The sequence below is a fragment of the Actinomadura rudentiformis genome (genome assembly GCF_008923185.1).
GTDB classification, from domain to species: Bacteria; Actinomycetota; Actinomycetes; order Streptosporangiales; family Streptosporangiaceae; genus Spirillospora; species Spirillospora rudentiformis.
Map to the genome: position 1 here is coordinate 284177 of NZ_WBMT01000008.1, position 19507 is coordinate 303683.

Consider the following 19507-nt stretch of genomic DNA (forward strand, 5'->3'; position numbering starts at 1 on the left):
TTACTCCTAATCTTCACGTTGATCATCCCGGAGTGCGTGCGACACGCGGGGAGCCGACCGTTATGGGCGGCGAAGGAGTCCTGCGGGAGGCGACAAGGACGTGGGACGGCCGCGGGCGGGCTTGGAGGCCCTGACCGAATCACGTGATTTTTTCTCTCGATAGTGGGGTAGGCGCTTATTTATGTCCTTCCCTCGGGAGGTACTCGAGCAGGCGGAGGCACGGCGACTCGGCGATCCGGTACGGGCGTTCGACGCGCGTACCGGTAGGCGTCGTGCCCTGGCGTGGATGGTCCTGCTCGGCCTCGCCGGAGTGTGGCTCGTACCGGCAGCGGTCATCTATCTCGCCGAGGGCGATCTCTGGCTTGGCATCCCGGCGGCCATCCTGGCGTTGGCCTATCTGGGAGGGGTGGCCTGGATCCTGTGGCGGGCAGTTTCGCGCGGAGCGCTCCACGGCGGTCGGCTGACGGGTGTCTATCTCTTCTCGTACGGCCTGGTGGTGGTGGGCGGCGGCGACGATCCTCAAGGGGGCGCCGGACGTACCGGGGCGTACGCCGCGTACCGCTGGGATGATCTGGCGGCGGTCACCACGTCCGGCGTGCAGCGTGTCGCACACGGCCCCACGTACTGGCAATTCACGATCACCGCCGCGGACGGGCGTCAGATCATCCTGGGAGACGAGCTGCCAGCCGTTCGCGAACTGGGTGAGGCCGTCGTCGCCGAGGTGACTGCGCGCATCGTGCCGCAGGCTCTCAGCGTGGTCCAAGCGGGTGATGTCGTACGGCTAGGTCCGTTCGCCATAAGCCTCGAAGGGATCGAGAAGGAGGGCGAACGAGTCGCGTGGCCAGCCGTACGGGAAGTGGGCATCGACAACGGGATCGTGTTCGTCCGTACGCTCGATGGGCTCCTTCCGCTGGCGTCCGTGGCGGCCCGCACGCCCAATGCCGTCGCGTTCGTCGAGCTCTGCCACCACCTCCAGGCACTCCAGGCGGCCGACGGCGTAAGCGCCAGCGGCGTCAGCGCTTTCGGTGCTCCGGCGGTATCCGGAGACGAGAAGAGCATCCCACCGAGCCGGCATTTATCCTTCCCATGCGAAGATCGACATTGACCAATACCGAGATCGACGATCACCCCTGCCCACCGTCGGCCGTGCTCAGAGCCGTGACGGTCGACCGCGACCAACGCCCGTGACGGGAGACGTGACAGGCGGCTGCAACCGGGCCGTGACAGGCGGCCGCAACCGGAGCCGGTGAACGGAGCTCGTGAAGGTCGGCGCTACCGGCGCCCATGACGGGAGCCGCGACCGGCGGCCGTGGCCGGTGCCCGTGACGGGCGCCGTGAAGGTCGGCCGCGGCCAGAGCCTGCGACCGGCGCCAAGGGCCGGTGTCCGTGACCGGTACCTGTGACGGGCGGCCGCGGCCGGTGTCCGTAACCGGTGCCTGTGGTGGGTGGCAATGACCGCTGGCCATGACCGGGTCGCTGTGACCGGGCCCCTGTGACCGCTGTCCGTGCCCGTGCCCCTGTGACCGGGCGCCCTGTGACCGGGCGCCCTGTGACCGGCGGCCGTGACCGGATCTGAGATCGTCGGCGACGAGGTGGGATCAACGAGGAGGATGAGAAAGATCATGACGCTGAACGAGAAGGCTCGCGCGCTCTTCGACGCGACCAACTTTGTCACGCTCGCAACGATCAACCCGGACGGGGCTCCGCAGGCGAGCATCGTCTGGGGCAAGGTCGATGGGGACGACATCCTCATCTCGACCGCCAAGGGGCGCCGCAAGCACACCAACCTTCTGCGCGATCCGAGAGTGAACCTGACCACCTACGACATGGCCGACCCGTACGTGTACGCCGAGGTGAGGGGCACCGCCACCCTCCAGGACGACCCCGAGGGCAAGCTCATCGAGGAACTGTCGCAGCGCTACACCGGCCAGTCCTGGAAAGAGCACGGCCCGGTCGAGCGCGTGATCATCCGAGTGACGCCGGCTCACGTCCACACCCGTTGAACGCAGGCCTCTCTCCCCGAACACAGCCACGCACGCGTGCGTGGATCCAATAACCTGAGCGGGTGAGCTTGCGCCTTTACGACACCAGCACCCGTACCGTCCGCACGTTCGAGCCTCTGGAAGAGGGCCGCGTGGGGATGTACGTGTGTGGTGCCACGCCGCAGGCCGCACCGCATATCGGCCATCTGCGTTCGGGCGTCATCTACGACGTGCTGCTGCGCTGGCTGCGCCGTTCGGGGTACGAGGTCACCTTCGCCCGCAACGTCACCGACATCGACGACAAGATCCTTGCTGTCGCCGCCGAGTCGGGCATGCCGTGGTTCGCGGTGGCCGAGGGCAACCAGCGCGTCTTCAGCAAGGGCTACGACCTGCTCGGCTGCCTGCCGCCCACGATCGAGCCGCGGGCGACCGGCCATGTGCCCGAGATGATCGTGCTGATGCGCCGGCTGATCGAGAAGGGCCACGCGTACGCCTCCGGCGGAGACGTCTACTTCGATGTGAACTCCTGGACGGACCGCTACGGCGCGCTGTCCAACCAGAAGATCGAGAACATGCGTTCCGCGGCGGACACCACGACCGAGGACTGCAAGCGCGACCCCCGTGACTTCGCGCTCTGGAAGGGCGCCAAGCCGGGCGAGCCGTACTGGGAGACCCCGTGGGGCGAGGGCCGTCCTGGCTGGCACCTGGAATGCTCGGCCATGGCGACCAAGTACCTCGGCTCCACGTTCGACATCCATGGCGGCGGCGTCGACCTGATCTTTCCGCACCACGAGAACGAGATCGCGCAGTCCCAGGCCGCCGGTGACGGGTTCGCCCGCTACTGGCTGCACAACGGGCTCCTCACGGTCGACGGCGAGAAGATGAGCAAGTCGATCGGCAACGTCGTCCTCTTGCCCGACCTCCTGGACAAGGCCCGGCCGGCTGAAATCCGCTACTACCTGACCGCCGCGCACTACAGGTCGCTGATGGACTACACCGACGCGGCTCTAGGCGAGGCGGTCTCCGCGTACCAGCGCATCGAAGGTTTCGCAGTACGGGCCGCCGAAGTAGCAGGCCCCGTGGCCCCTGCCGCAGATCTACCCGAGGCGTTCACAACAGCCCTCAATGATGATCTAGGCGTCCCGCAGGCCCTTGCAGTCGTCCACGAGACCGTCCGAGAAGGCAACAACGCCCTCGCTGCAGGAGACGAGTCCGAGGTCCGCCGCCACCTGGCAAGCGTGCGGGCGATGACGGACGTCCTCGGCCTGGACCCGCTCTCGGAGCAGTGGTCCAGAGGCAGCGAAGACGATCTGCACCCGGTCGTGGACGCCCTGGTCAAGGTGGCCCTCGAGCAGCGCCAGGCGGCCCGCGCCCGCAAGGACTACGCCGCCGCGGACGCCATCCGCGACGGCCTGACCGAGGCGGGCATCGTCGTGGAGGACACCCCCCACGGCCCCCGCTGGGAACTCAAACGCCACTGAGCGTCTCCAGTCTCCAGACCACGTAAAATTGGCTGTTTGGGGCATCCGCCCCGCCTGAGTCGCCCCGGACGGGCGAGCAACCCGAAGCAAGGGGCACACCGAACAATGGCGAAGCGCAAGGGGAAGGGGCCGACCCCCAAGGCCGAGGACCGGCACTGGCACGGCAAGCGCCAGAAGGCCAGGGCCGCCAAGAACGCCAAGCGCACGGGCACCCCGACCATGGGCCCCAGCGGCCGCCCCACGGCCACCGACTCACCCCGTCCCTCCGGCCGCCCGGCCGGCGCGCGCCGAGCAGCCGGCGACAGCCCCGAGCTCGTCACCGGCCGCAACCCGGTCGTCGAGGCCCTCCGAGCCGGCGTCCCCGGCACCGCGCTCTACGTGATGTCCGGCACCGACGAACGCATCCGCGAGTCGATCCAGATGGCCGCTGACCGCCGGATCCCCCTCCTGGAGACCGGCAAGAACGAGCTGGACCGCCTCACCGACGGCGCCGTCCACCAAGGCATCGCCCTGCAGGTCCGCCCCTACCGCTACGCCCACCCCGACGACCTCCTCAAGGGCACCGCCCCCTTGATCGTCGCACTGGACGGCATCACCGACCCGCGCAACCTGGGCGCCATCGTCCGCTCCGCCGCCGCGTTCGGCGCCACCGGAGTAGTAGTCCCCGAACGCCGCGCCGCCGGCGTCACCGCAGGCGCCTGGAAGACCTCCGCAGGCACCCTGGCCTCCGTCCCCGTGGCCCAAGCGACCAACCTCACCCGCCAACTGAAGGCATACCAGCAAGCAGGCTGCTTCGTGGCAGGCCTGGACGCTCGAGGCAGCACCCCCGTGGCCGACCTCGAAGTGGCCTCCGGTCCGTTCGTGCTGGTAGTCGGCTCAGAAGGCAAGGGCCTGGGCCGCCTGGTAGCCGACACCTGCGACATGCTGGTCACCATCCCGATGCCCGGGAAGGCCGAGTCCCTCAACGCCGGAGTAGCCGCAGGCATCGCCCTCTACGAGATCTCCCGCCTCCGCTCCTAATACCAAGAAGCGCCCGACCCGCAGATTCGACTACGATGCGGGACGAGCAAGCCGGCGTAGCTCAATTGGCAGAGCATCTGTCTTGTAAACAGAAGGTTAGGGGTTCAAGTCCCCTCGCCGGCTCCAACGATCAAGCTGTGACCTGGGCGTTTTCCCTTTCCGGGAGGGCGCCCGGCTTGTTTTCCGGGTGGCGTGTGCCCGAGGTGTGCCCGAGCGTCCCGGTGTGGTTGTGTCCCTGTGGGTGTTCGGCGGTGCTGGTTGATGACATCGGCGGCCGCGGTGATGGCTTCGGCTGCCAGCTCGGGCAGGACGCTGGTGTAGGTGTCGGAGGTGATGGCCCGGTCGGAGTGTCCGAGGATCTCTTGGACGATTTTGATGTCGATGCCGGCGGCGAGCATGACGGTGGCGGCGCCGTGACGCAGGTCATGGAGTCGGATCGGGGGAAGTCCGGCCTGGTCTGCGAGGTCTTTGAAGTGTTCGGAGACCGTCTGGGGATGTATTGGCTCACCGTTGGGTTTGGTGAAGACCAGTCCGTGGTCCCACCAGGCGCCCGGTCCGGCCAGATCCTCCAGAGTCTGACGTTCGGCTTGTTGGCGGCGGCGGTGGGCTCTGAGGGCGGCGACGGTGGCGGGGTCGAGGGTGATCTGGCGGGCGCCCGCCTCGGTCTTGGGGGTGGACAGCAGCGGGGTCCACTGCCCGGGGACGGTCAGCTGGAGGCGGACGGTGAGCACCCCGGTGTCCAGGTCGATGTCGCTCCAGTGCAGGCCGCACGCTTCGCCGCGGCGCAGGCCGCAGAAGGCGAGCAGGTGGTAGAGGGCGTACAGGCGGTCGCCGTGATTGTGGTCGAGGAAGGTGCCAGTGTGCTGGGGTGTCCAGACCATGACCGGGCCGGGGATCTCACCGGTGTCGTTCCAGCGGCGGACGCGTTCGGCGGTCCACACCAGCGGTTTGGGCCGGTGCGCGGGCGGGAGTTCCACGTGCGCGGCGGGGTTGAAGGTGATCAGCCCCTGTAGGTGCACGATGGCGGCGTTGAGGGCGGCGCGCAGGGTGGCGCGGATGCGCTGTTTGGTGGCGGGTCCGACGACCTTCTGCCATTTGAACGCTGCGCGCAGTTCGGGGTCGTCGCTGGTGCGGGCGGTGCGTATCTGGTCGTTGCGTTCCTCGATCCAGTCGAACAGGTCGGCGATATGGGCGATGGTGAGCCGGTCCAGGCGGATGTGTCGAGGTAGGGGATGAAGAACCGGCGGATGTGGCCCTGGTAGAGGGTGTAGGTGGAGGGGCCGATGTTCTTCTTGCCGGCCAGCCATTGGGGGGAGCCATTTGGCCAGGGTGGGGATGGTGCCAGGGCGGTGGCCGGTGCGCAGCAGCCAGCCCAGATGCTCGGCGGTTGGCAGGGCGCTGCCGGCGGAGATGGCGTGCTTCACCGCGGCCGTGAGGGTGTCGACGGCCTCGTCGTCGTCGGCGTCGACGCTGTCGATCAGGGCGGACAGGTGGGTGAGCTGGGCCGCTGCGGTGTCGCGGTCGGCCAGGCCGCCGCGGCGGATGGGAGTGCGCCGGGTTCCGTTGGCACGGGGCGGCAGTTCCAGGCGGTAATGCCAGCTGCCGTGGCGGGGGTTCCAGGCGCCGTCGCGACGGCGCAGGGACGGGCAGCAGGCCCCGACGGGTTTGCCGGTGTCGGGGTGGCGGCAGCCGCAACGTTTGTAGACCGATCCTTTCGCCAAGGGTGGTGTCACCTCCTAGGTCGGTGAGTATCTCCAGGTCATCGCGATACTCGGGCGCCCGAGCGTAACGCCGGCGCCCCTCAACAGGCAGACGGCCCGTTGGGAAGGTGAGGATTGCGCTGAACGGGCGGAGATCTCGCGGCGTGCTGTGAGCAATGGCGTCTGACCCGGGCTGTTGCGCTTCAGCGTCGGCGACCGCGATGGCTGGGCTGTGGTGAGCGTGCGCGGCGAGCTGGATCTGGTGGGCGCTCCCAACGCTGGCCGATCACATCACCCACCTGGCCGGCCTGCACGCGCCGCCGCTGGTGTGGTCCCAGCAGCGGCATCTGGACACTTGGGCGATCGACCGGCCAACCCTGCGCTTCCGTTCCATCCCCTTCCTCCGCTGGAGCACTGCACGACGCCTCTGCCCGCCCGATCTAGTCATCGAGCACTCAGCCGCCCAACTCCCCGGCCACTTCCAAGCCGAGGAGGAGCACCGAAAAGAGCTGCTGCGCTGCTTCAACGACACGGCGTTGCCCCTGGAGGTCCGCGTCGCGGCTGCTCTCGTCCGGCTCTACGCCCTCCCCCTGACCCGCATCGTCGAACTCACCGACGACCACATTCGCCACGACCAGGGGCATACCTACCTGACGGTCAACCACCACCCTTCGTGCTCCCGCCGAAGCTCGCCCGGCCTCATTGACGACCAGCTCCAGCAAAGCCCCCGGCACAGCAACACGGCCGCGTGTAGATACCTCTTGCCCGGTCACAGCCCTGGACGCCCGCGCAACCCCCTCGGCCTCGCCGACACCCTGAGACACCACGGTCTGCCCGGCCCGCGCAGCACGGAACACCGCCATGATGGACGCCCTAGTAGACCTGCCGCCCATGGTCATCGCCGACCTGCTCGGCATCCACCCCAAGACAGCCGAACGCTGGGCCACCCTCGCCAGCGGGAACTGGTCCGAGTACTTCGCAGTGCGACGGGCCGCCCCGCAGGGCTAGGTAGTGGAGCAGGGCGTTGTTCCGAGTCTGATCATTGTCCTGGTCGGTGGTTTCGTGCGGCGGCGGACTCACCTGTTGACTCCGGGCGCTCCGCCAGGCCGGCTGACTCACGTGCGGGCCGCCACTCTGCGTCAGACGCTTCTGCGGTCGGCCGGCAGTAGCCGCCGCGTCCTGGGTTCAGGATCGAGCGCGATAGCGGGTGAGCATGAGGGCGACGGCTTCGTCCACGACCGTGCTATCGACCGGGTCGGCGGGAGGGACGAAGTCGGTCCGTACGAGTTGAGGCCACAGGAGCTGGCCGCAGATCATGCCGAGGAACTGTTCGGCCACTGCGGATGCCGTCTGTGTCTGTCCGTCGGTAGAACGGAAGACGAGTGTGCCAGCTTGCACTTCGGCCTCGAGGTAGTCGCGGAGCCGGTCGAAGAAGGGGCCGCGATCGATGGCGAAGCCGGTGCCGACGATGTCGGCGAGTTCCGGCATCTGCGGAAGCTCGGTGATGATGAGGCGGCACAGCGCCGCCGTGCCGGGCCGCGAGACCAGGCAGGCGTAGTCGCGGCCGATGTGAGTCAGGCCGTACCGGGGATCGCCGGGCGGGGGCGGCTCGACGTACTGCACATCCAGCTGCCACTGCTCGGAGGTGACGGCTGCGAACAGTGCAGCCTTGGAGGGGTACCGCTTGAAGAGGGTGCCGGTGGAGACGCGGGCCTCCCTGGCGATCTGGGCCAGGGAGGTCTTGTCGTATCCCTGGGCGAGGAAGAGGTCGCGGGCGGCGCGGATGATGCGCGCGCGGTTCTCGGCTTTGATCTGCGCGTGATAGCCCGCCTGGCGCGTATCGCCACCGGTTTCCGCTCGGTCACGGTCCGCCACCGACATACCCACGCCCCTTGCCCATCTCCCAGCCGCATCCTCGCCGTCAGAGGACGGTCTGGCCGCCGTCCAGGATAAGGTCCTGGCCCACAGCGAAGGCGGAGGCATTGGAGGCCAGGTACACGACGGCTTCCGCGACCTCCTCGGGCATACCCATGCGCCCCAGAGGGATGCCGGAGCTGATCGCCTCCAGAACCGCCTTCTGCTGCGCGGGGTCCTCGATCCCGAGCTTGGAGTACAGCGGGGTGTCCACCGGGCCGGGGCTGACCGCGTTGAACCGGATGCCGTGCGACCTGAGCAGGTCCGCGTTCCACGACCGCATCAGGGAGCCGACAGCCGCCTTGGTCGCGGCGTAGGCGTTCGACTGCCCGTAGCCGCCGTGCGCGCTGTTGGACGCGTTGAGGATGACCGAGGACGGGTTGGCCAGCACGGGCACCAGGGCCTGCGTGAGAAAGAAGACGCTCTTGACGTTGATGTCGAAGAGCCGGTCGTAGCTGCCCTCCGTGTGATCCTCGAACGGCCGCCAGTCCGAGACGCCGGCGTTCAGGAACGCCACGTCCAGTTCTCCGAAGTGCTCACGCACCCGCTCCGCCAGGCCGCGCTGCGCATCGAGATCGCGGGCATCGGCCTGCACCACCGGCACCTTGTCCCCGAGGACCTGCCGCGCCTTGTCGATGCTGGCCGGGGTTACGCCCGTGACCAGCACGTCGGCCCCCTCTGCGGCAAAACGCTGCGCGGTCTCCAGACCGATCCCGCTCGTGCCGCCGGTGATGAGGGCGCGCTTGCCCGCAAGACGATTCATGTTCATTGTTCCTTGCCGAGTCGTAAGGTAAGTCGATGGACTTACCCTATGAAGGTAACTGCTGCACTCCCCTCATGGCAAGTCGATCCACTTACCATCGAGGGGGGATCTGTTGATCACGTAGACGTCACGTGAGTGGGGTGACGGCGCATGCGTGAGCCGCCGGAACCCACCGACTATTCACCGGCCCTTGCCGCAACCGCCTAGGACCTGCCGGCGGTTCGGGGGCTGCACGCCGGCGGCGCGCCCGACGCACTCAAGGATCTGGTCGCGACAGCCGCTCGACGAGATCACGCGAGGAGCCTCTCCGGCCATCGTCACACCGCTTCCCCGCCAAGAGCCCGTCGGATGAATTCCTCACGGGTCGCATTGGAGGCGCGCGACACGGCCGCATGACCCATCGACATGTCGAATCCGTGGAAGGCTCCGCCCCACATGTGGAAAGCGACGCTCACGCCCGCCTTGGACAGGCGGCGGGCGTAGATCAGGATCTCGTCGCGGAACCCCTCCGCCGAGCCGGTGTCGATGTAGGTGCGCGGCAGCCGGCTGAGGTCCTCGGCGCGGGCCGGTGCGGCGTACTGCGACACGTCCGGGCCGCCGCGCCGCTCGCCCAGTAGGGCAGTCCACGCATACAGATTGCTGTGGCGGTCCCATACGCCTACGCGGTCCACCCCGCGACTGCTGTGCGTCTCGAAGCGGTCGTCGAGCATGGGGCAGATCAGGACCTGGTGGCTGAGCCTGGGAAAGGCGCGGTCGCGGGCGAGCAGCGCGGTCCCCGCCGCGAGGCCGCCGCCGCCACTGACTCCGGCGATCAGGAGCCGCTCGGGGTCGATGCCGAGCTCGGCCGCGTTCTTCGCCATCCACACCAGCCCCGCGTAACAGTCCTCGACCGGCGCGGGATCGGGGTGCTCCGGCGCCAGCCGGTATTCGACCGACACGACGACCGCACTCCCTTCGATCACATGGAGGAGGAGATGACTCACGTGGTCCCGGCGACCCCCCCATGATCATCCCGCCACCGTGAAGGCTGAGGATGCCTCCCTTGGGGCCTGGGACCTCGACGGGGCTGAGAATCAGCACGGTGATGTCCGGCGCGCCCTCCGGCCCGGGTACTTGGCGCTCCTCCACCCGCACTCTGCCGCCCGCCGTCAGGGCCTCCGAATCCAACCCGGGGGAAGAGGTCTGCCGCTGTCCGGTCCGTCATCTGTTCGCTCCTTCGGAAACGGCGGGGAGCGGCGGCGCTCACCGCCGGGTTGAGGTACTCACTGCGCACGATGTGCGGGTTCGAGCCGATCGACTCGAGGTGTGCGATGACCTTGTCGTGTCCCGCGATCCGTTCTCAGTCGTCCAGGACGACGACGTGCTTGCCCGGCGTGGTGCCGGACTCAAGGTCGGCCTGGGCGTCACGGGCCTGTTCCAGGCCGTGGTAGACCTTCGCGACGGGGACGTTGAGGCGTCCTTCGGCGATGGCCTGGAGCTGGTGGGCAAGGACGTCGGCCGGGAGGTCGGCGGCCTCGCCCGCGTAGCTGGTCAGCCGCACCCCGCCCGGGATCATGAACGGGCTGAAGTCGGGGATCGTCCACTGGCCCGCCAGGGCTCCGGTGAAGCAGACCGTGCCGTGGCGGCGGACGGTGCGCAGGGTGTCGGCGAGGACCGAGCAGCCCACCAGTTCCAGTGCGGCGTCGACGCCGTCCGGCATCAGTTCACGCACCTGGTCGGCGAGGGTCCCGTTGTCGACGAGGGGATGGTCGACGCCCGCGGCCCGCAGTTCCCCGGCCCTTTCCGGGTTGCGGGTGGTGGACAGCACGGTGGCCCCGAGGCCCTTCGCGATCGTGGCCGCGCTCAGCCCGACCGTGGAGGTGCCGCCGCGGATCAGCAGCGTCTGTCCAACCCTGAGATCCAGCCCGGTGGTCAGCGATCCGTGGGCGGTCTGGAACATCTCCGGCAGGGCACCGACGAGCTCCCACGGCAGGCTGGTCTCGAACGGGATGACCTGTGCCGCAGGGACGGTGACGTACTGGGCGTACGCGCCGTCGTACGAGCGGCCCATGCCGCCCATCATTGTGGCCACCTGCTGTCCCGGCCGCAGCCCGCTGTCCTCGTCGGCCGCATCGACCAGGCCGACGCCCTCGATGCCGGGGATGCGCGGGTAGGTGACTTCCGCGTCCGACTCGCCCTTGCGGGTGGTGACTTCGGATTCGTTGACGCCGAACGCCTTCACCGTGATCCGCACCCAGCCGGGCTTGCGTGCGGGCACCGGGACGTCCTTGATCTCCAGTGCGTCGAGGCCGCCGGGCCGGGTGACGACGACGGCCCGCATCGTCGCCGGTGCGGCGTCGCCGGCTGCTGTCGGTTGGCTCATACCGAGTACCTCACTCCGTGTCGTCCGCTGCGCTCTTCCGCATCGCCCGACGGCCGTCAGGGGCGGGCGATGCCCTCCCACAGGTCGAGGGCCTGCTGGTAGTGGACGGTGGCCTCGAAGGGCGGGTTGCCGACGGTTTCCGCGGTGGGCTTGTCCGTGACGGCGGGCCACAGATGGGACTGCTCGCCGGTGGCGAAGTCGAGGACGATGTCGCGGATATGCGTGTCACGCTCGGCCTGTTCGGCGCTGCGACCCGGCTGGCCTTGGCCGACCAGGGCGTACATCTCGGTGCCGTGCACCGCGGGCGCGCCCTCGGCGGGCCCGATCATCAGGAGATGGGCGTTGCCGCCCGCGGCGGCGTGCGCCAGGGCGCCGCGGGCCGCGGGGAGCGCGAAGAGGTAGTCCGCCATGACCGCGGCGCGGACCTCGGCCGGGGTACGGCCGCCCTGGTCGTAGGCCTCGACGATCTTCTTCGCGCGGGAGCGGGAAATGCGCCACCCCGCGACCTCGTCGACGATGCGGTCGAGGGTGTGCGGGTTGAAGCGGTCGAGGTCGTTCGCCACCCACCAGCCCATGTCGTCACTCGCCATGCTCAGCAGCACGTCCACGTCACGGTGCGCGCCCGAGGCCAGGACGTCCATGGGGTGGGCGTGCACCACCGCGCCGGGCTGCCCGATGTCCAGGACGACGCCGGTGGCCTTGTTGTCCACCCCGCCGCGGACTCCGAGGTCCGTCGGGGCGACCTTGCGCAGGGCGTCCCGCAGGGAGACCGCGTCGAGGTCGAGCAGCTTCTCCGGGTTGTCCGCCACGCCGAGTTCGGTGACGAACAGGTGCGCGAGCTCCTCGGCCCACCAGGCCGGGACGCTACGAGCGGGCCCGCCGGAGAACCCGGCCAGCCGCCGGTACAGGCCGTTGGCGAAGGAGGCGCCGAGCAGCCCGAAGGCGGTATAGGCGCCGGCGCTGTGGCCGTAGACGGTGACGTTGTCGGGGTCGCCGCCGAAGTGGGCGATGTTCTGCTTGATCCAGGTGAGCGCGGCGGTGACGTCCTGCAGGAAGAGGTTGCTGGCCTCCGCCAGTCGCCCGCCGTACTGCGAGAGCGAGAGCGCACCCAGGGCGCCGAGCCGGTAGTTGATCGACACGCCCACCACGCGTCCCGTCGCTGCGAGACCGGCGGCGTTCGAGGTGATCTGCGTGTTCGCGCCGTACTCGAATCCGCCGCCGTGGATGTACACGGTCACCGGCAGTGCCTTGTCGGCCGGCTGCTCGGGAGCCCACACGTTCAGGTTCAGGCAGTCCTCGCCCATCCCGCTGTCCGCTTCGAGCCAGTCGCCGCTGTCGGGCTGGACGGAGACGACGCCCTTACGGTCGTAGGGGAGGCTTGGATCGAAGTCCGTGACCACGGGACGGCGGTACCGCTCGGCGGTGGCGTACGGGATCCCCCACCAGGACCGCACCCCTGGTGCAGTCGGAGCCTTGGGAGCGGAGGTGGCCATGACATGTCCTTCCAGCGCGATTCGGATGCTGCGCGCGGTGAGTCGGCGGCTGGTCGCTCGCGGTGACCGCTCCCATCGTTTCCCGGGATACGACAAAACGCCTGGTGTGCAGCGGTCACTTGGTGGTCAGCAGGTGACACTTCCTTTGTCCTCCACTCGTGGTCCAGGCAGCCGAGGGGAGGTCGGAGTGGCCTGGTGTCTGTCATCGGCGGGCCCGGAGGAGCTCGGGAAGTCGGCCGAGCAGGCACCGCATGGGGCGGTGGCACCGGTGAGCTGCGGTCGAGGTCGGGCCTCAGCGATACGGCAAACGGCTGAGGGGCCGGGCCCTGTCGGCCGGGCTGGGAGCCAGGGGGCAGAGCGCGTCCGGTGTTCGCCACCCACCGCAAGCCGGGCTCCGGCGAGGGTGGCCAGCCGAGGTCGGCCAGCCGCGGCGCTCCGCTCACGGGTGGGTTGTGGCCTCGCTGGCCGCGAAGGCGGCGGGGGTGAGGCCGGTGCGGTCGCGGAAGAAGCGACCGAAGTTGGCGGGGTCGGTGAAGCCGAGGTGGTCGGCCACGGTCCGGGCGTCCCAGCGGGCGACGCTCAGCAGGCGCCGGGCTTCCAGGAGGCGCCGCTCGTCGATGAGTTCACGCACCCCCTTGCCCGTGGCGCCCCGGGCGGCGCGGCTGAGGGTGCGGACCGAGCAGCCGAGCAGCTCGGCGTAGTCCGCGGCCTGGTGCAGGTCACGGAAGTGCAGCTCCAGGGCGTCCAGGAAGCGTCCGTACCTGTCGGCACGGCCCGTGCCGGCCGTGGCCGTGGCGACGGGAACGATGCCCGGGGAGTTGGCCAGGCGCAGCAGCAGCGATTCGAGCAGGCTACGGCGCAGGGCGTGGTGGACATCGAGGGGGCGGCGCCCCAGTGCGCGGTGTTCGTCCAGGAGCTGGAGTGCTGTCTGCTGGAGCCAGGCGATGTCGTCGGGGTGCGGGCTCAGCACCGCCGGGGCCTCGTGCGCGGTGAGCGGGGCCAGGAGACGGGCGAGGTCGGGTCGCAGTACGTCCGGTTCGAACAGGATGAACGGGCCGCGGGCGGTGCCGGGCGGATGCCAGCACTGCGCGTGTCCGGGACGCACCCACAGCCACTGGCCGGGGGCGACGGTCCGCGTGACGTGGTCGACGTCGTGCCGCAGCTCACCCTCGGTGACCGCGATGAGGTAGTGGAAGGTGGCACGGCCCGGACGGGGCGGGTTCCACGGCCAGTCGTCGTGCTGGGCGAAGAAATCCTCAACGGTACTCACCTCCAGGCCATAGGGAGTGCCGACCGGGGGCTGGAAACCGTACAGCGGAACCGCAGCCGGTCCAGCCTGCCCACTCGGCCCGGAGTGTCGCCTATCGACCATCACGTGTCCGCAGCCTACCGCCTTCGCAGTCGGCTTCGACGGAAGGATGGGACGTGCCCCCGCGCCCGCGCGGCGCGCCCTCCGCCTCCTTCGATGCCACAGTCCGTCACCACCTGGGAAGGCTCACCACGCATGAACGGACCGACCCTGCACAAGACCGCCGCCGACTGCGCGGAGGAACTCCCCGGAGCCCAGCTGGAGCATCCCTTCGGCCCCGACTGGAAGGTCTTCAAGGTAGGCGGCAAGGTGTTCATGCTGATGACCGAAGTCCCAGGGCGTCCCGTCGTGATCTGCAAGGCGGACCCCGGCGAGGCCCAGGCCCTGCGGGAGCAGTACAGCCACATCACCCCCGGCTACCACATGAACAAGAAGCACTGGATCACCCTGGAGAGCGGGGAAGACGTCGACAAGAAGCTGGTCGAGGAACTCGTCACCGACTCCTACCGGCTTGTCGTCGCCCACCTGCCCAAGGCGGAGCAGCCCGTCGACCCGCACACCTACGGCACCGGCACACGGGCGGCCCGGTGAGCACGGTCGGCGACCGGCTCCAGGACACCGCCCGCCAGGCGGCCCTGGCCCTCCCTGACGTCAGTCACGGCTACCCCTTCACCCCAGGACTCGACGTGTACAAGGTCGTGGGCAAGGTGTTCCTGATCATCACCGGCGACCCGGACGAACAGATCGTCACGGTCAAGTGCGAACCCGAGCACGCCCGTGCGCTGGTACGCGGCTACGCCTCGATCACACCGGGCCGCTACCTCGACAAACGCCACTGGATCTCCCTCGGGGCAGGCCCCGGCATCACCGAGCGGCTGGTCACCGACGCGGTCGAGGACTCCTACCACCTGGCGGTCGAGCGACTGCCGCGACGCGACCGCCCCGGGGCTCGATGAGTTCCGCGAACTTCCCCGCGCGCCGCTGAGCCGACGCGTGTCAGAGCCCCGTGCAAGGCTCGTCATGTCCGCACGCGTCCGCCAGCGAGCCGAGAGACTGATGGAACCGACCGAAGCGACCCTGCCGCTCTTCGGCGAGGAGCCCGCCCGGCCGCTCGCCGACCGCCTGCGCCCCACCCGGCTGGACGATGTCGTCGGGCAGGACCACCTCCTGGCCCCCGACGCCCCGCTGGGCCGCATGGTCGCCCAGCAGCGCCTCAGCTCCGCCGTCCTGTGGGGCCCGCCCGGCGTCGGGAAGACGACCATCGCCCGGCTCCTCGCGGACGCCGGCGACCTGGCCTTCGAACCGGTGTCGGCCACCTTCTCCGGCGTGGCCGACCTGCGCAAGGTCTTCGCCGCCGCACGAAGCCGGCGCGGCATCGGGCAGGGCACCCTGCTGTTCGTCGATGAGATCCACCGCTTCAACCGCGCGCAGCAGGACAGCTTCCTTCCCTACGTCGAGGACGGCACAGTCACCCTGATCGGCGCCACCACGGAGAACCCGAGTTTCGAACTCAACGGCGCCCTGCTCTCCCGCACCCAGGTCCTCGTCCTCAAACGCCTCGACGAGGCAGCGCTGTCCACGCTGCTCGACCGCGCCGAGCAGCTCACCGGCCACCGTCTGCCCCTGGACGACGACGCCCGCCGCGCCCTGATCGCCATGGCCGACGGCGACGGCCGCTACCTGCTCAACATGGCCGAACAGCTCCAGGCACTCCCGGACACCGGGACTCCTCTGGACACCGCCGGGCTCGCCCATCACATTCAGCAGCGGGCCCCGCTGTACGACCAGGCGCAGGAGGGCCACTACAACCTGATCTCCGCACTGCACAAGTCGATGCGCGGTTCCGATCCGGACGCGGCCCTGTACTGGCTCGCCCGCATGCTCGACGGCGGCGAGGACCCGCTGTTCGTGGCCCGCCGACTGGTCCGCTTCGCGAACGAGGACATCGGCATGGCCGATCCACACGCCGTCCAGCAGACCCTCGCCGCCTGGGACGTGTACGAGAGACTCGGCTCCCCCGAGGGCGAGTTGGCGATCGCCCAGGCCGTCGTCTACCTTGCCACCGCCCCCAAGTCCATCGCCGTCTACCGCGGCTTCAACGCCGCACACCGATCGGCCCGGCAGACCGGCTCGCTCATGCCGCCCGCCCACATCCTCAACGCCCCGACCCGGCTGATGAAGGACCTCGGCTACGGCAAGGGCTACCAGTACGACCCCGACAGCGCCGACGGTTTCTCCGGCGCCGACTACTTCCCCCACGGCATGGACCGCGAGACGTACTACCAGCCCACCCGCAACGGCCACGAAGCCCAGATCAGCGAACGCCTGCGCCACTGGGCCGATCTGCGTGCCCGCCGGCAACGCGGCTGACGCGGACACGTGGGTAGGGTCCAGAGTCAGCACACGGCAGATGTCGTGCACCATACTTAGCAGCCACCTTGCGGGCGAATACTGCAACTCTCGAATACCGACACTCCACCAGTGGGCGAGATCCTCGCCACCAGCGACACGGTGGCGCGCTTGCGCGCGGCGCGGCCCTTGGAGATCCACCGACCAGAACCTGGAGTTGACCGAGGCCCGGGGTGGGCTTGGTGCGCGAACAGCTGCACGCCAGCCCGCCCGACACAGACAACGACCTCGGCCGCGTGTGTACGCGGCCCTGCCGATCGGCCGGTACCTGGATCGACCCGAGGCTGATCTGAGCCTCGCCGAGCTGGTGACCGGCTGGGGGTGCCGGTGTTCGTTGGATCGGCTGTTGTTGATGTCCGCAGTTTGGAGCCGGAGGTCGGCAGGGCCCCTGGGGTTTCCGACACTCCGACGCCTCCAGCGTAGGAAACCTGTGATGGTCACGCATCCCGATTTTCGGTCTCTTCGAGGGAAATGCCAGGTCACCGAGATGTCGTGCGGGGGCTTCGGCTTCGATGGTCGGGCTATGGGGTCGCCGTGGTGGTGTGGGTGTCGGCGAGGTTGAGCAGGCGGCCGGCGATGGCGTCTTTGGTGGTGGGTGGGTCGGCGATTTTGGCGAGTTGTTCCAGGCTGAGGGTGGGGTGTGCGAGGCGGAGTTGGGCGGCATCGGCCAGGTGGTCAGGCAGGGTGACGTCGAGCCAGTCCAGGACCTCAAGCGCGGTTTGGAGTTTGGCGCTCGCACCTGGGTCCGCGCCACCCAAAGCAAACTGGCCTATTGGAGCGGCGACTACATCGAGTCCGGGCGACTGGCCGAAGACGGGCTGACCTACCCGGCCACCGACAGCGCCGGGGTCCTGCTCGCCTTGCTCCAAGTCCGCGCCAACGCCCGCATCGGACGCATCAACGACGAGCAGGACCCGCTTCGCCGCTGGAAGCAGGAATGCGAACGCATTCCGGGCCCCGATGAGGTCGGCGGCGTCTTGGGCGTCAGCGACGCCCAGCAGCACTATCTGGCCGGCAGTACCTATCTCGAACTGCGGCAACCAGCCGACGCGCTCGACCACACCAGCACCGCCATCGCCCTGTTCGAAGCCACCCCCATCGAGCAGCGCTTCTATGGCGCGGAAATCCTCGCCCGCATCGACGGTGTACGGGCGCACCTGCAGGGCGGTGAACTCGACGGCGCCGCCGAGGCCGTCCCGCCGATCCTGGCGGTCGACCCCGACCAGCGCCTGGACACCTTCGTCCAAGGCCTCGACCAGGTACGGCGATGCCTGGCGCACCCCCAGTATCGAGGCAGCCCGACAGCTCAACGCCTCCAAGAAGGCATCGAGGACTACACCTCCACCGCGATCGGCCGAAGCCTGGACCTGCGCCGCTGATGACCCAGCACATCCTCATCATCGGTGCCGGGATCATCGGCACGGCGCTGGCCGACCGGCTCGCCCCTCACACCCGCGTCACCATCATCGACTCCCACCAGCCCGGACAGGGCACCACCGCCACCAGCCTGGCCTGGCTCAACGCCAACAAAACCCTCGACCCGGACTACTTTGCCTTCCGCCAGGACGCTCTCGCCGAGTGGGCCCGGCTGGCCGCCGAGCTCGGCCACCCCTCCTGGTACGTGCCCGCCGGCAACATGACCTGGGCCCAGACCGACACCACCCGGACTGAACTGGCCCAGCGAGTCGAGCGCCTCCGTGCCCGCGGCTACGCCGCCCGGCTCATCACGCCGTCCGAAGCCCGCGCGATCGAACCCGCACTCACCATCCCCGCAGGCGCGTTGATCGCCCACTTCCCCGAAGAAGGCTTCATCCACGGCACCCAGGCCATTCAGGCACTCATGGACCGCGCCCACAACGCCGGCGCCCAGCTGATTACCCAAGACCCGGTGGCCAACCTTCTCCGCCACGGCGATCGCGTGACGGGCGTCCGCCTCGAATCCGGCGCCGACATCGCCGCCGACGTCACCGTGTGCGCGGCAGGCTGGCGCACACCCGAAATCCTGGCCACCGCAGACCTGACCATCCCGCTCCTGGACGTCCACGCGCCCGGTTCGGCAGCACCCTGCCTCGTAGCCGCGACCACCCCTGCCTCCGGCGTGCTCCGCGGCCTGATCCATGCACCCGGCGTCTACGCCCGGCCCGCCTGGGACGGCGGTCTGCTGCTCGAAGCCAGCGACCTCGACGCCAAGATCGACATGAACACCCCCATGCCCACCCTGCAGTCACAAGCGGAAGAATTCCTTGACCGTGCCCGCAGCATCATCCCCGCCCTCACCCAAGCCCACATCGCACAGGCCAGACGCTGCATCCGCCCGATGCCCCTGGACGGTCTTCCCCTCATCGGCTGGCACCTGCCCAGACTGTATGTAGCCGCCACCCACAGCGGCATCACCTCGCCCCACACCTTGCCCAACTCGCCGCCCGTGGGCTCACGACCGGTAGCCACATCGACGAGCTCTCTTCCTACCGGCCCGACAGGCCCGTACATCGCTCCTAGCCAGGTACGGCGCTGGAAACTGCACGAGACGCTGTCAACCTAGGTTGACAAAGTCAATTATCGACCGATCGCTATATCGCGATCCATGGACGTGCAAGTCCAGGTACCGGCCCGGCTCTCGCCGCGCCCAGCGCGCCAACCGGCCCCGGCCGCACAGTTCCCCGGCCCGCAGTCGGCTCTGGCTCGGGGAGCTGCGTTGCCGCACGATTGCCGGGCGGGTTGCCCGCCATGGTGAGGTCAAGCGGCGATGAGGCCTAGGCTCCGTCCCAGATCGTGGACCTCGTCCTGGACTGCGGGGATTTTTCGTTCCTCCAGTTCCAGGACCGCTGAGCGGGCGAAGAGGGAGAAGCGGGTGGTATCTGGGGAGGTCTTGTAGGCCTTGGTGAGCAGGTGCACGGCGCTGACGTGCTTGCGGCGCATGAAGTAGGCGCGGGCCGTCTCGGTCAGGTGGAAGATTCGGCGGGTGGCCGACGGCATCTTGGACAGCTCCAGTCTTCTGGCCACTTCCGTGGCGGTGCCGCCGTGGGTGAGGTCGGCTTGGATGGTCACTTGGTAGGCGTCGACCATCCCTGGAC

18 protein-coding genes, 1 tRNA gene and 1 pseudogene are annotated in these 19507 nt (G+C 69.0%); 10 read left to right on the forward strand and 10 right to left on the reverse strand.

Annotation, left to right across the window (positions count from 1 at the left end; all coding sequences use genetic code 11):
* Positions 1 to 181 precede the first annotated feature (181 nt).
* The 5 genes from F8566_RS18910 to F8566_RS18930 all read left to right on the forward strand — a co-directional run bounded on the left by F8566_RS18910 (position 182) and on the right by F8566_RS18930 (position 4609).
* On the forward strand, positions 182 to 1105 hold the full coding sequence (locus F8566_RS18910; RefSeq protein ID WP_151561593.1) for a DUF6585 family protein: 924 nt from the start codon (positions 182 to 184) through the stop codon (positions 1103 to 1105).
* 517 nt (positions 1106 to 1622) lie between these two features.
* Positions 1623 to 2003 carry a PPOX class F420-dependent oxidoreductase gene (locus tag F8566_RS18915; RefSeq protein ID WP_225993309.1) on the forward strand — a complete coding sequence of 127 codons (381 nt, stop codon included), beginning with the start codon at positions 1623 to 1625 and terminating at the stop codon, positions 2001 to 2003.
* Between the two features lie 62 nt (positions 2004 to 2065).
* Entirely contained in the window at positions 2066 to 3463 is a 1398-nt protein-coding gene (gene cysS / locus F8566_RS18920) for a cysteine--tRNA ligase (protein WP_151561595.1), read from the forward strand.
* Between the two features lie 105 nt (positions 3464 to 3568).
* Positions 3569 to 4483: a 23S rRNA (guanosine(2251)-2'-O)-methyltransferase RlmB gene (gene rlmB / locus F8566_RS18925; protein ID WP_151561597.1), complete on the forward strand. Its 915-nt coding sequence runs from the start codon at positions 3569 to 3571 to the stop codon at positions 4481 to 4483.
* Positions 4484 to 4533: 50 nt separating this feature from the next.
* Positions 4534 to 4609 (forward strand) — tRNA-Thr (locus tag F8566_RS18930).
* Here F8566_RS18930 and F8566_RS18935 read toward each other — a convergent pair.
* Together F8566_RS18935 and F8566_RS49910 are read right to left on the reverse strand one after the other, a co-directional pair.
* Entirely contained in the window at positions 4588 to 6204 is a 1617-nt protein-coding gene (locus tag F8566_RS18935; RefSeq protein ID WP_225993310.1) for a tyrosine-type recombinase/integrase, read from the reverse strand. The genes F8566_RS18930 and F8566_RS18935 overlap by 22 nt on opposite strands.
* A gap of 434 nt (positions 6205 to 6638) precedes the next feature.
* Positions 6639 to 6815, reverse strand: coding sequence for a hypothetical protein (locus F8566_RS49910; protein WP_192809739.1), 177 nt, complete (start codon positions 6813 to 6815; stop codon positions 6639 to 6641).
* Between the two features lie 229 nt (positions 6816 to 7044).
* Here F8566_RS49910 and F8566_RS49915 point away from each other — a divergent pair, with 229 nt between their 5' ends.
* The gene (locus F8566_RS49915) at positions 7045 to 7191 is read left to right on the forward strand and encodes a hypothetical protein (protein WP_192809740.1); all 147 of its coding nucleotides are present in this window, start codon (positions 7045 to 7047) and stop codon (positions 7189 to 7191) included.
* Between the two features lie 177 nt (positions 7192 to 7368).
* Here the strand turns inward: F8566_RS49915 and F8566_RS18940 are convergent, their stop codons facing one another.
* The 6 genes and pseudogenes from F8566_RS18940 to F8566_RS18965 form a co-directional block, all read right to left on the reverse strand.
* The gene (locus F8566_RS18940; RefSeq protein WP_151561598.1) at positions 7369 to 8064 is read right to left on the reverse strand and encodes a TetR/AcrR family transcriptional regulator; all 696 of its coding nucleotides are present in this window, start codon (positions 8062 to 8064) and stop codon (positions 7369 to 7371) included.
* 40 nt (positions 8065 to 8104) lie between these two features.
* Positions 8105 to 8860, reverse strand: a complete 756-nt coding sequence (locus F8566_RS18945; RefSeq protein ID WP_151561600.1) for an SDR family oxidoreductase — start codon at positions 8858 to 8860, stop codon at positions 8105 to 8107.
* A gap of 317 nt (positions 8861 to 9177) precedes the next feature.
* Positions 9178 to 9822: an alpha/beta hydrolase fold domain-containing protein gene (locus F8566_RS18950; protein ID WP_225993311.1), complete on the reverse strand. Its 645-nt coding sequence runs from the start codon at positions 9820 to 9822 to the stop codon at positions 9178 to 9180.
* A 377-nt stretch (positions 9823 to 10199) separates the two neighbouring features.
* On the reverse strand, positions 10200 to 11222 hold the full coding sequence (locus tag F8566_RS18955) for an alcohol dehydrogenase catalytic domain-containing protein (RefSeq protein WP_151561601.1): 1023 nt from the start codon (positions 11220 to 11222) through the stop codon (positions 10200 to 10202).
* A gap of 266 nt (positions 11223 to 11488) precedes the next feature.
* Positions 11489 to 12715 (reverse strand): annotated as a pseudogene (locus tag F8566_RS18960) (carboxylesterase family protein); the annotation flags it as partial.
* Between the two features lie 439 nt (positions 12716 to 13154).
* Positions 13155 to 13985, reverse strand: a complete 831-nt coding sequence (locus F8566_RS18965; protein WP_225993312.1) for a helix-turn-helix domain-containing protein — start codon at positions 13983 to 13985, stop codon at positions 13155 to 13157.
* Positions 13986 to 14219: 234 nt separating this feature from the next.
* Between F8566_RS18965 and F8566_RS18970 the strand changes: the two genes are divergently transcribed.
* From F8566_RS18970 to F8566_RS18980, 3 genes are all read left to right on the forward strand, one after another.
* Positions 14220 to 14615, forward strand: coding sequence for an MmcQ/YjbR family DNA-binding protein (locus tag F8566_RS18970; protein WP_151561605.1), 396 nt, complete (start codon positions 14220 to 14222; stop codon positions 14613 to 14615).
* The gene (locus F8566_RS18975; RefSeq protein WP_151561606.1) at positions 14612 to 14980 is read left to right on the forward strand and encodes an MmcQ/YjbR family DNA-binding protein; all 369 of its coding nucleotides are present in this window, start codon (positions 14612 to 14614) and stop codon (positions 14978 to 14980) included. The genes F8566_RS18970 and F8566_RS18975 overlap by 4 nt, the downstream gene beginning before the upstream one ends.
* Before the next feature lie 100 nt (positions 14981 to 15080).
* Positions 15081 to 16394 (forward strand): replication-associated recombination protein A, encoded by a 1314-nt coding sequence (locus tag F8566_RS18980; RefSeq protein WP_151561608.1) that lies wholly within the window; start codon positions 15081 to 15083, stop codon positions 16392 to 16394.
* A 560-nt stretch (positions 16395 to 16954) separates the two neighbouring features.
* On the opposite strand, the gene F8566_RS52650 is transcribed toward F8566_RS18980, so the two are convergent.
* Positions 16955 to 17713, reverse strand: a complete 759-nt coding sequence (locus tag F8566_RS52650) for a helix-turn-helix domain-containing protein (RefSeq protein ID WP_318836422.1) — start codon at positions 17711 to 17713, stop codon at positions 16955 to 16957.
* A 98-nt stretch (positions 17714 to 17811) separates the two neighbouring features.
* Here F8566_RS52650 and F8566_RS18990 point away from each other — a divergent pair, with 98 nt between their 5' ends.
* Complete coding sequence (locus tag F8566_RS18990; RefSeq protein ID WP_192809743.1) at positions 17812 to 18975, forward strand: NAD(P)/FAD-dependent oxidoreductase; 1164 nt, start codon at positions 17812 to 17814, stop codon at positions 18973 to 18975.
* Between the two features lie 194 nt (positions 18976 to 19169).
* Here the strand turns inward: F8566_RS18990 and F8566_RS51300 are convergent, their stop codons facing one another.
* Complete coding sequence (locus F8566_RS51300) at positions 19170 to 19499, reverse strand: hypothetical protein (RefSeq protein WP_225993315.1); 330 nt, start codon at positions 19497 to 19499, stop codon at positions 19170 to 19172.
* Positions 19500 to 19507 lie beyond the last annotated feature (8 nt).

Excerpts from the sequence above, each read along its gene's own strand:
- F8566_RS18970 (WP_151561605.1), top strand. The coding sequence starts at position 14,220 with ATGAACGGACCGACCCTGCACAAGACCGCCGCCGACTGCGCGGAGGAA.
- F8566_RS49915 (WP_192809740.1), top strand. The coding sequence starts at position 7,045 with ATGATGGACGCCCTAGTAGACCTGCCGCCCATGGTCATCGCCGACCTG.
- F8566_RS18990 (WP_192809743.1), top strand. The coding sequence starts at position 17,812 with ATGACCCAGCACATCCTCATCATCGGTGCCGGGATCATCGGCACGGCG.
- F8566_RS18945 (WP_151561600.1), bottom strand. The coding sequence starts at position 8,860 with ATGAATCGTCTTGCGGGCAAGCGCGCCCTCATCACCGGCGGCACGAGC.
- rlmB (WP_151561597.1), top strand. The coding sequence starts at position 3,569 with ATGGCGAAGCGCAAGGGGAAGGGGCCGACCCCCAAGGCCGAGGACCGG.
- F8566_RS51300 (WP_225993315.1), bottom strand. The coding sequence starts at position 19,499 with ATGGTCGACGCCTACCAAGTGACCATCCAAGCCGACCTCACCCACGGC.
- F8566_RS18980 (WP_151561608.1), top strand. The coding sequence starts at position 15,081 with ATGGAACCGACCGAAGCGACCCTGCCGCTCTTCGGCGAGGAGCCCGCC.
- F8566_RS18910 (WP_151561593.1), top strand. The coding sequence starts at position 182 with ATGTCCTTCCCTCGGGAGGTACTCGAGCAGGCGGAGGCACGGCGACTC.
- F8566_RS18940 (WP_151561598.1), bottom strand. The coding sequence starts at position 8,064 with ATGTCGGTGGCGGACCGTGACCGAGCGGAAACCGGTGGCGATACGCGC.
- F8566_RS18955 (WP_151561601.1), bottom strand. The coding sequence starts at position 11,222 with ATGAGCCAACCGACAGCAGCCGGCGACGCCGCACCGGCGACGATGCGG.
- F8566_RS18915 (WP_225993309.1), top strand. The coding sequence starts at position 1,623 with ATGACGCTGAACGAGAAGGCTCGCGCGCTCTTCGACGCGACCAACTTT.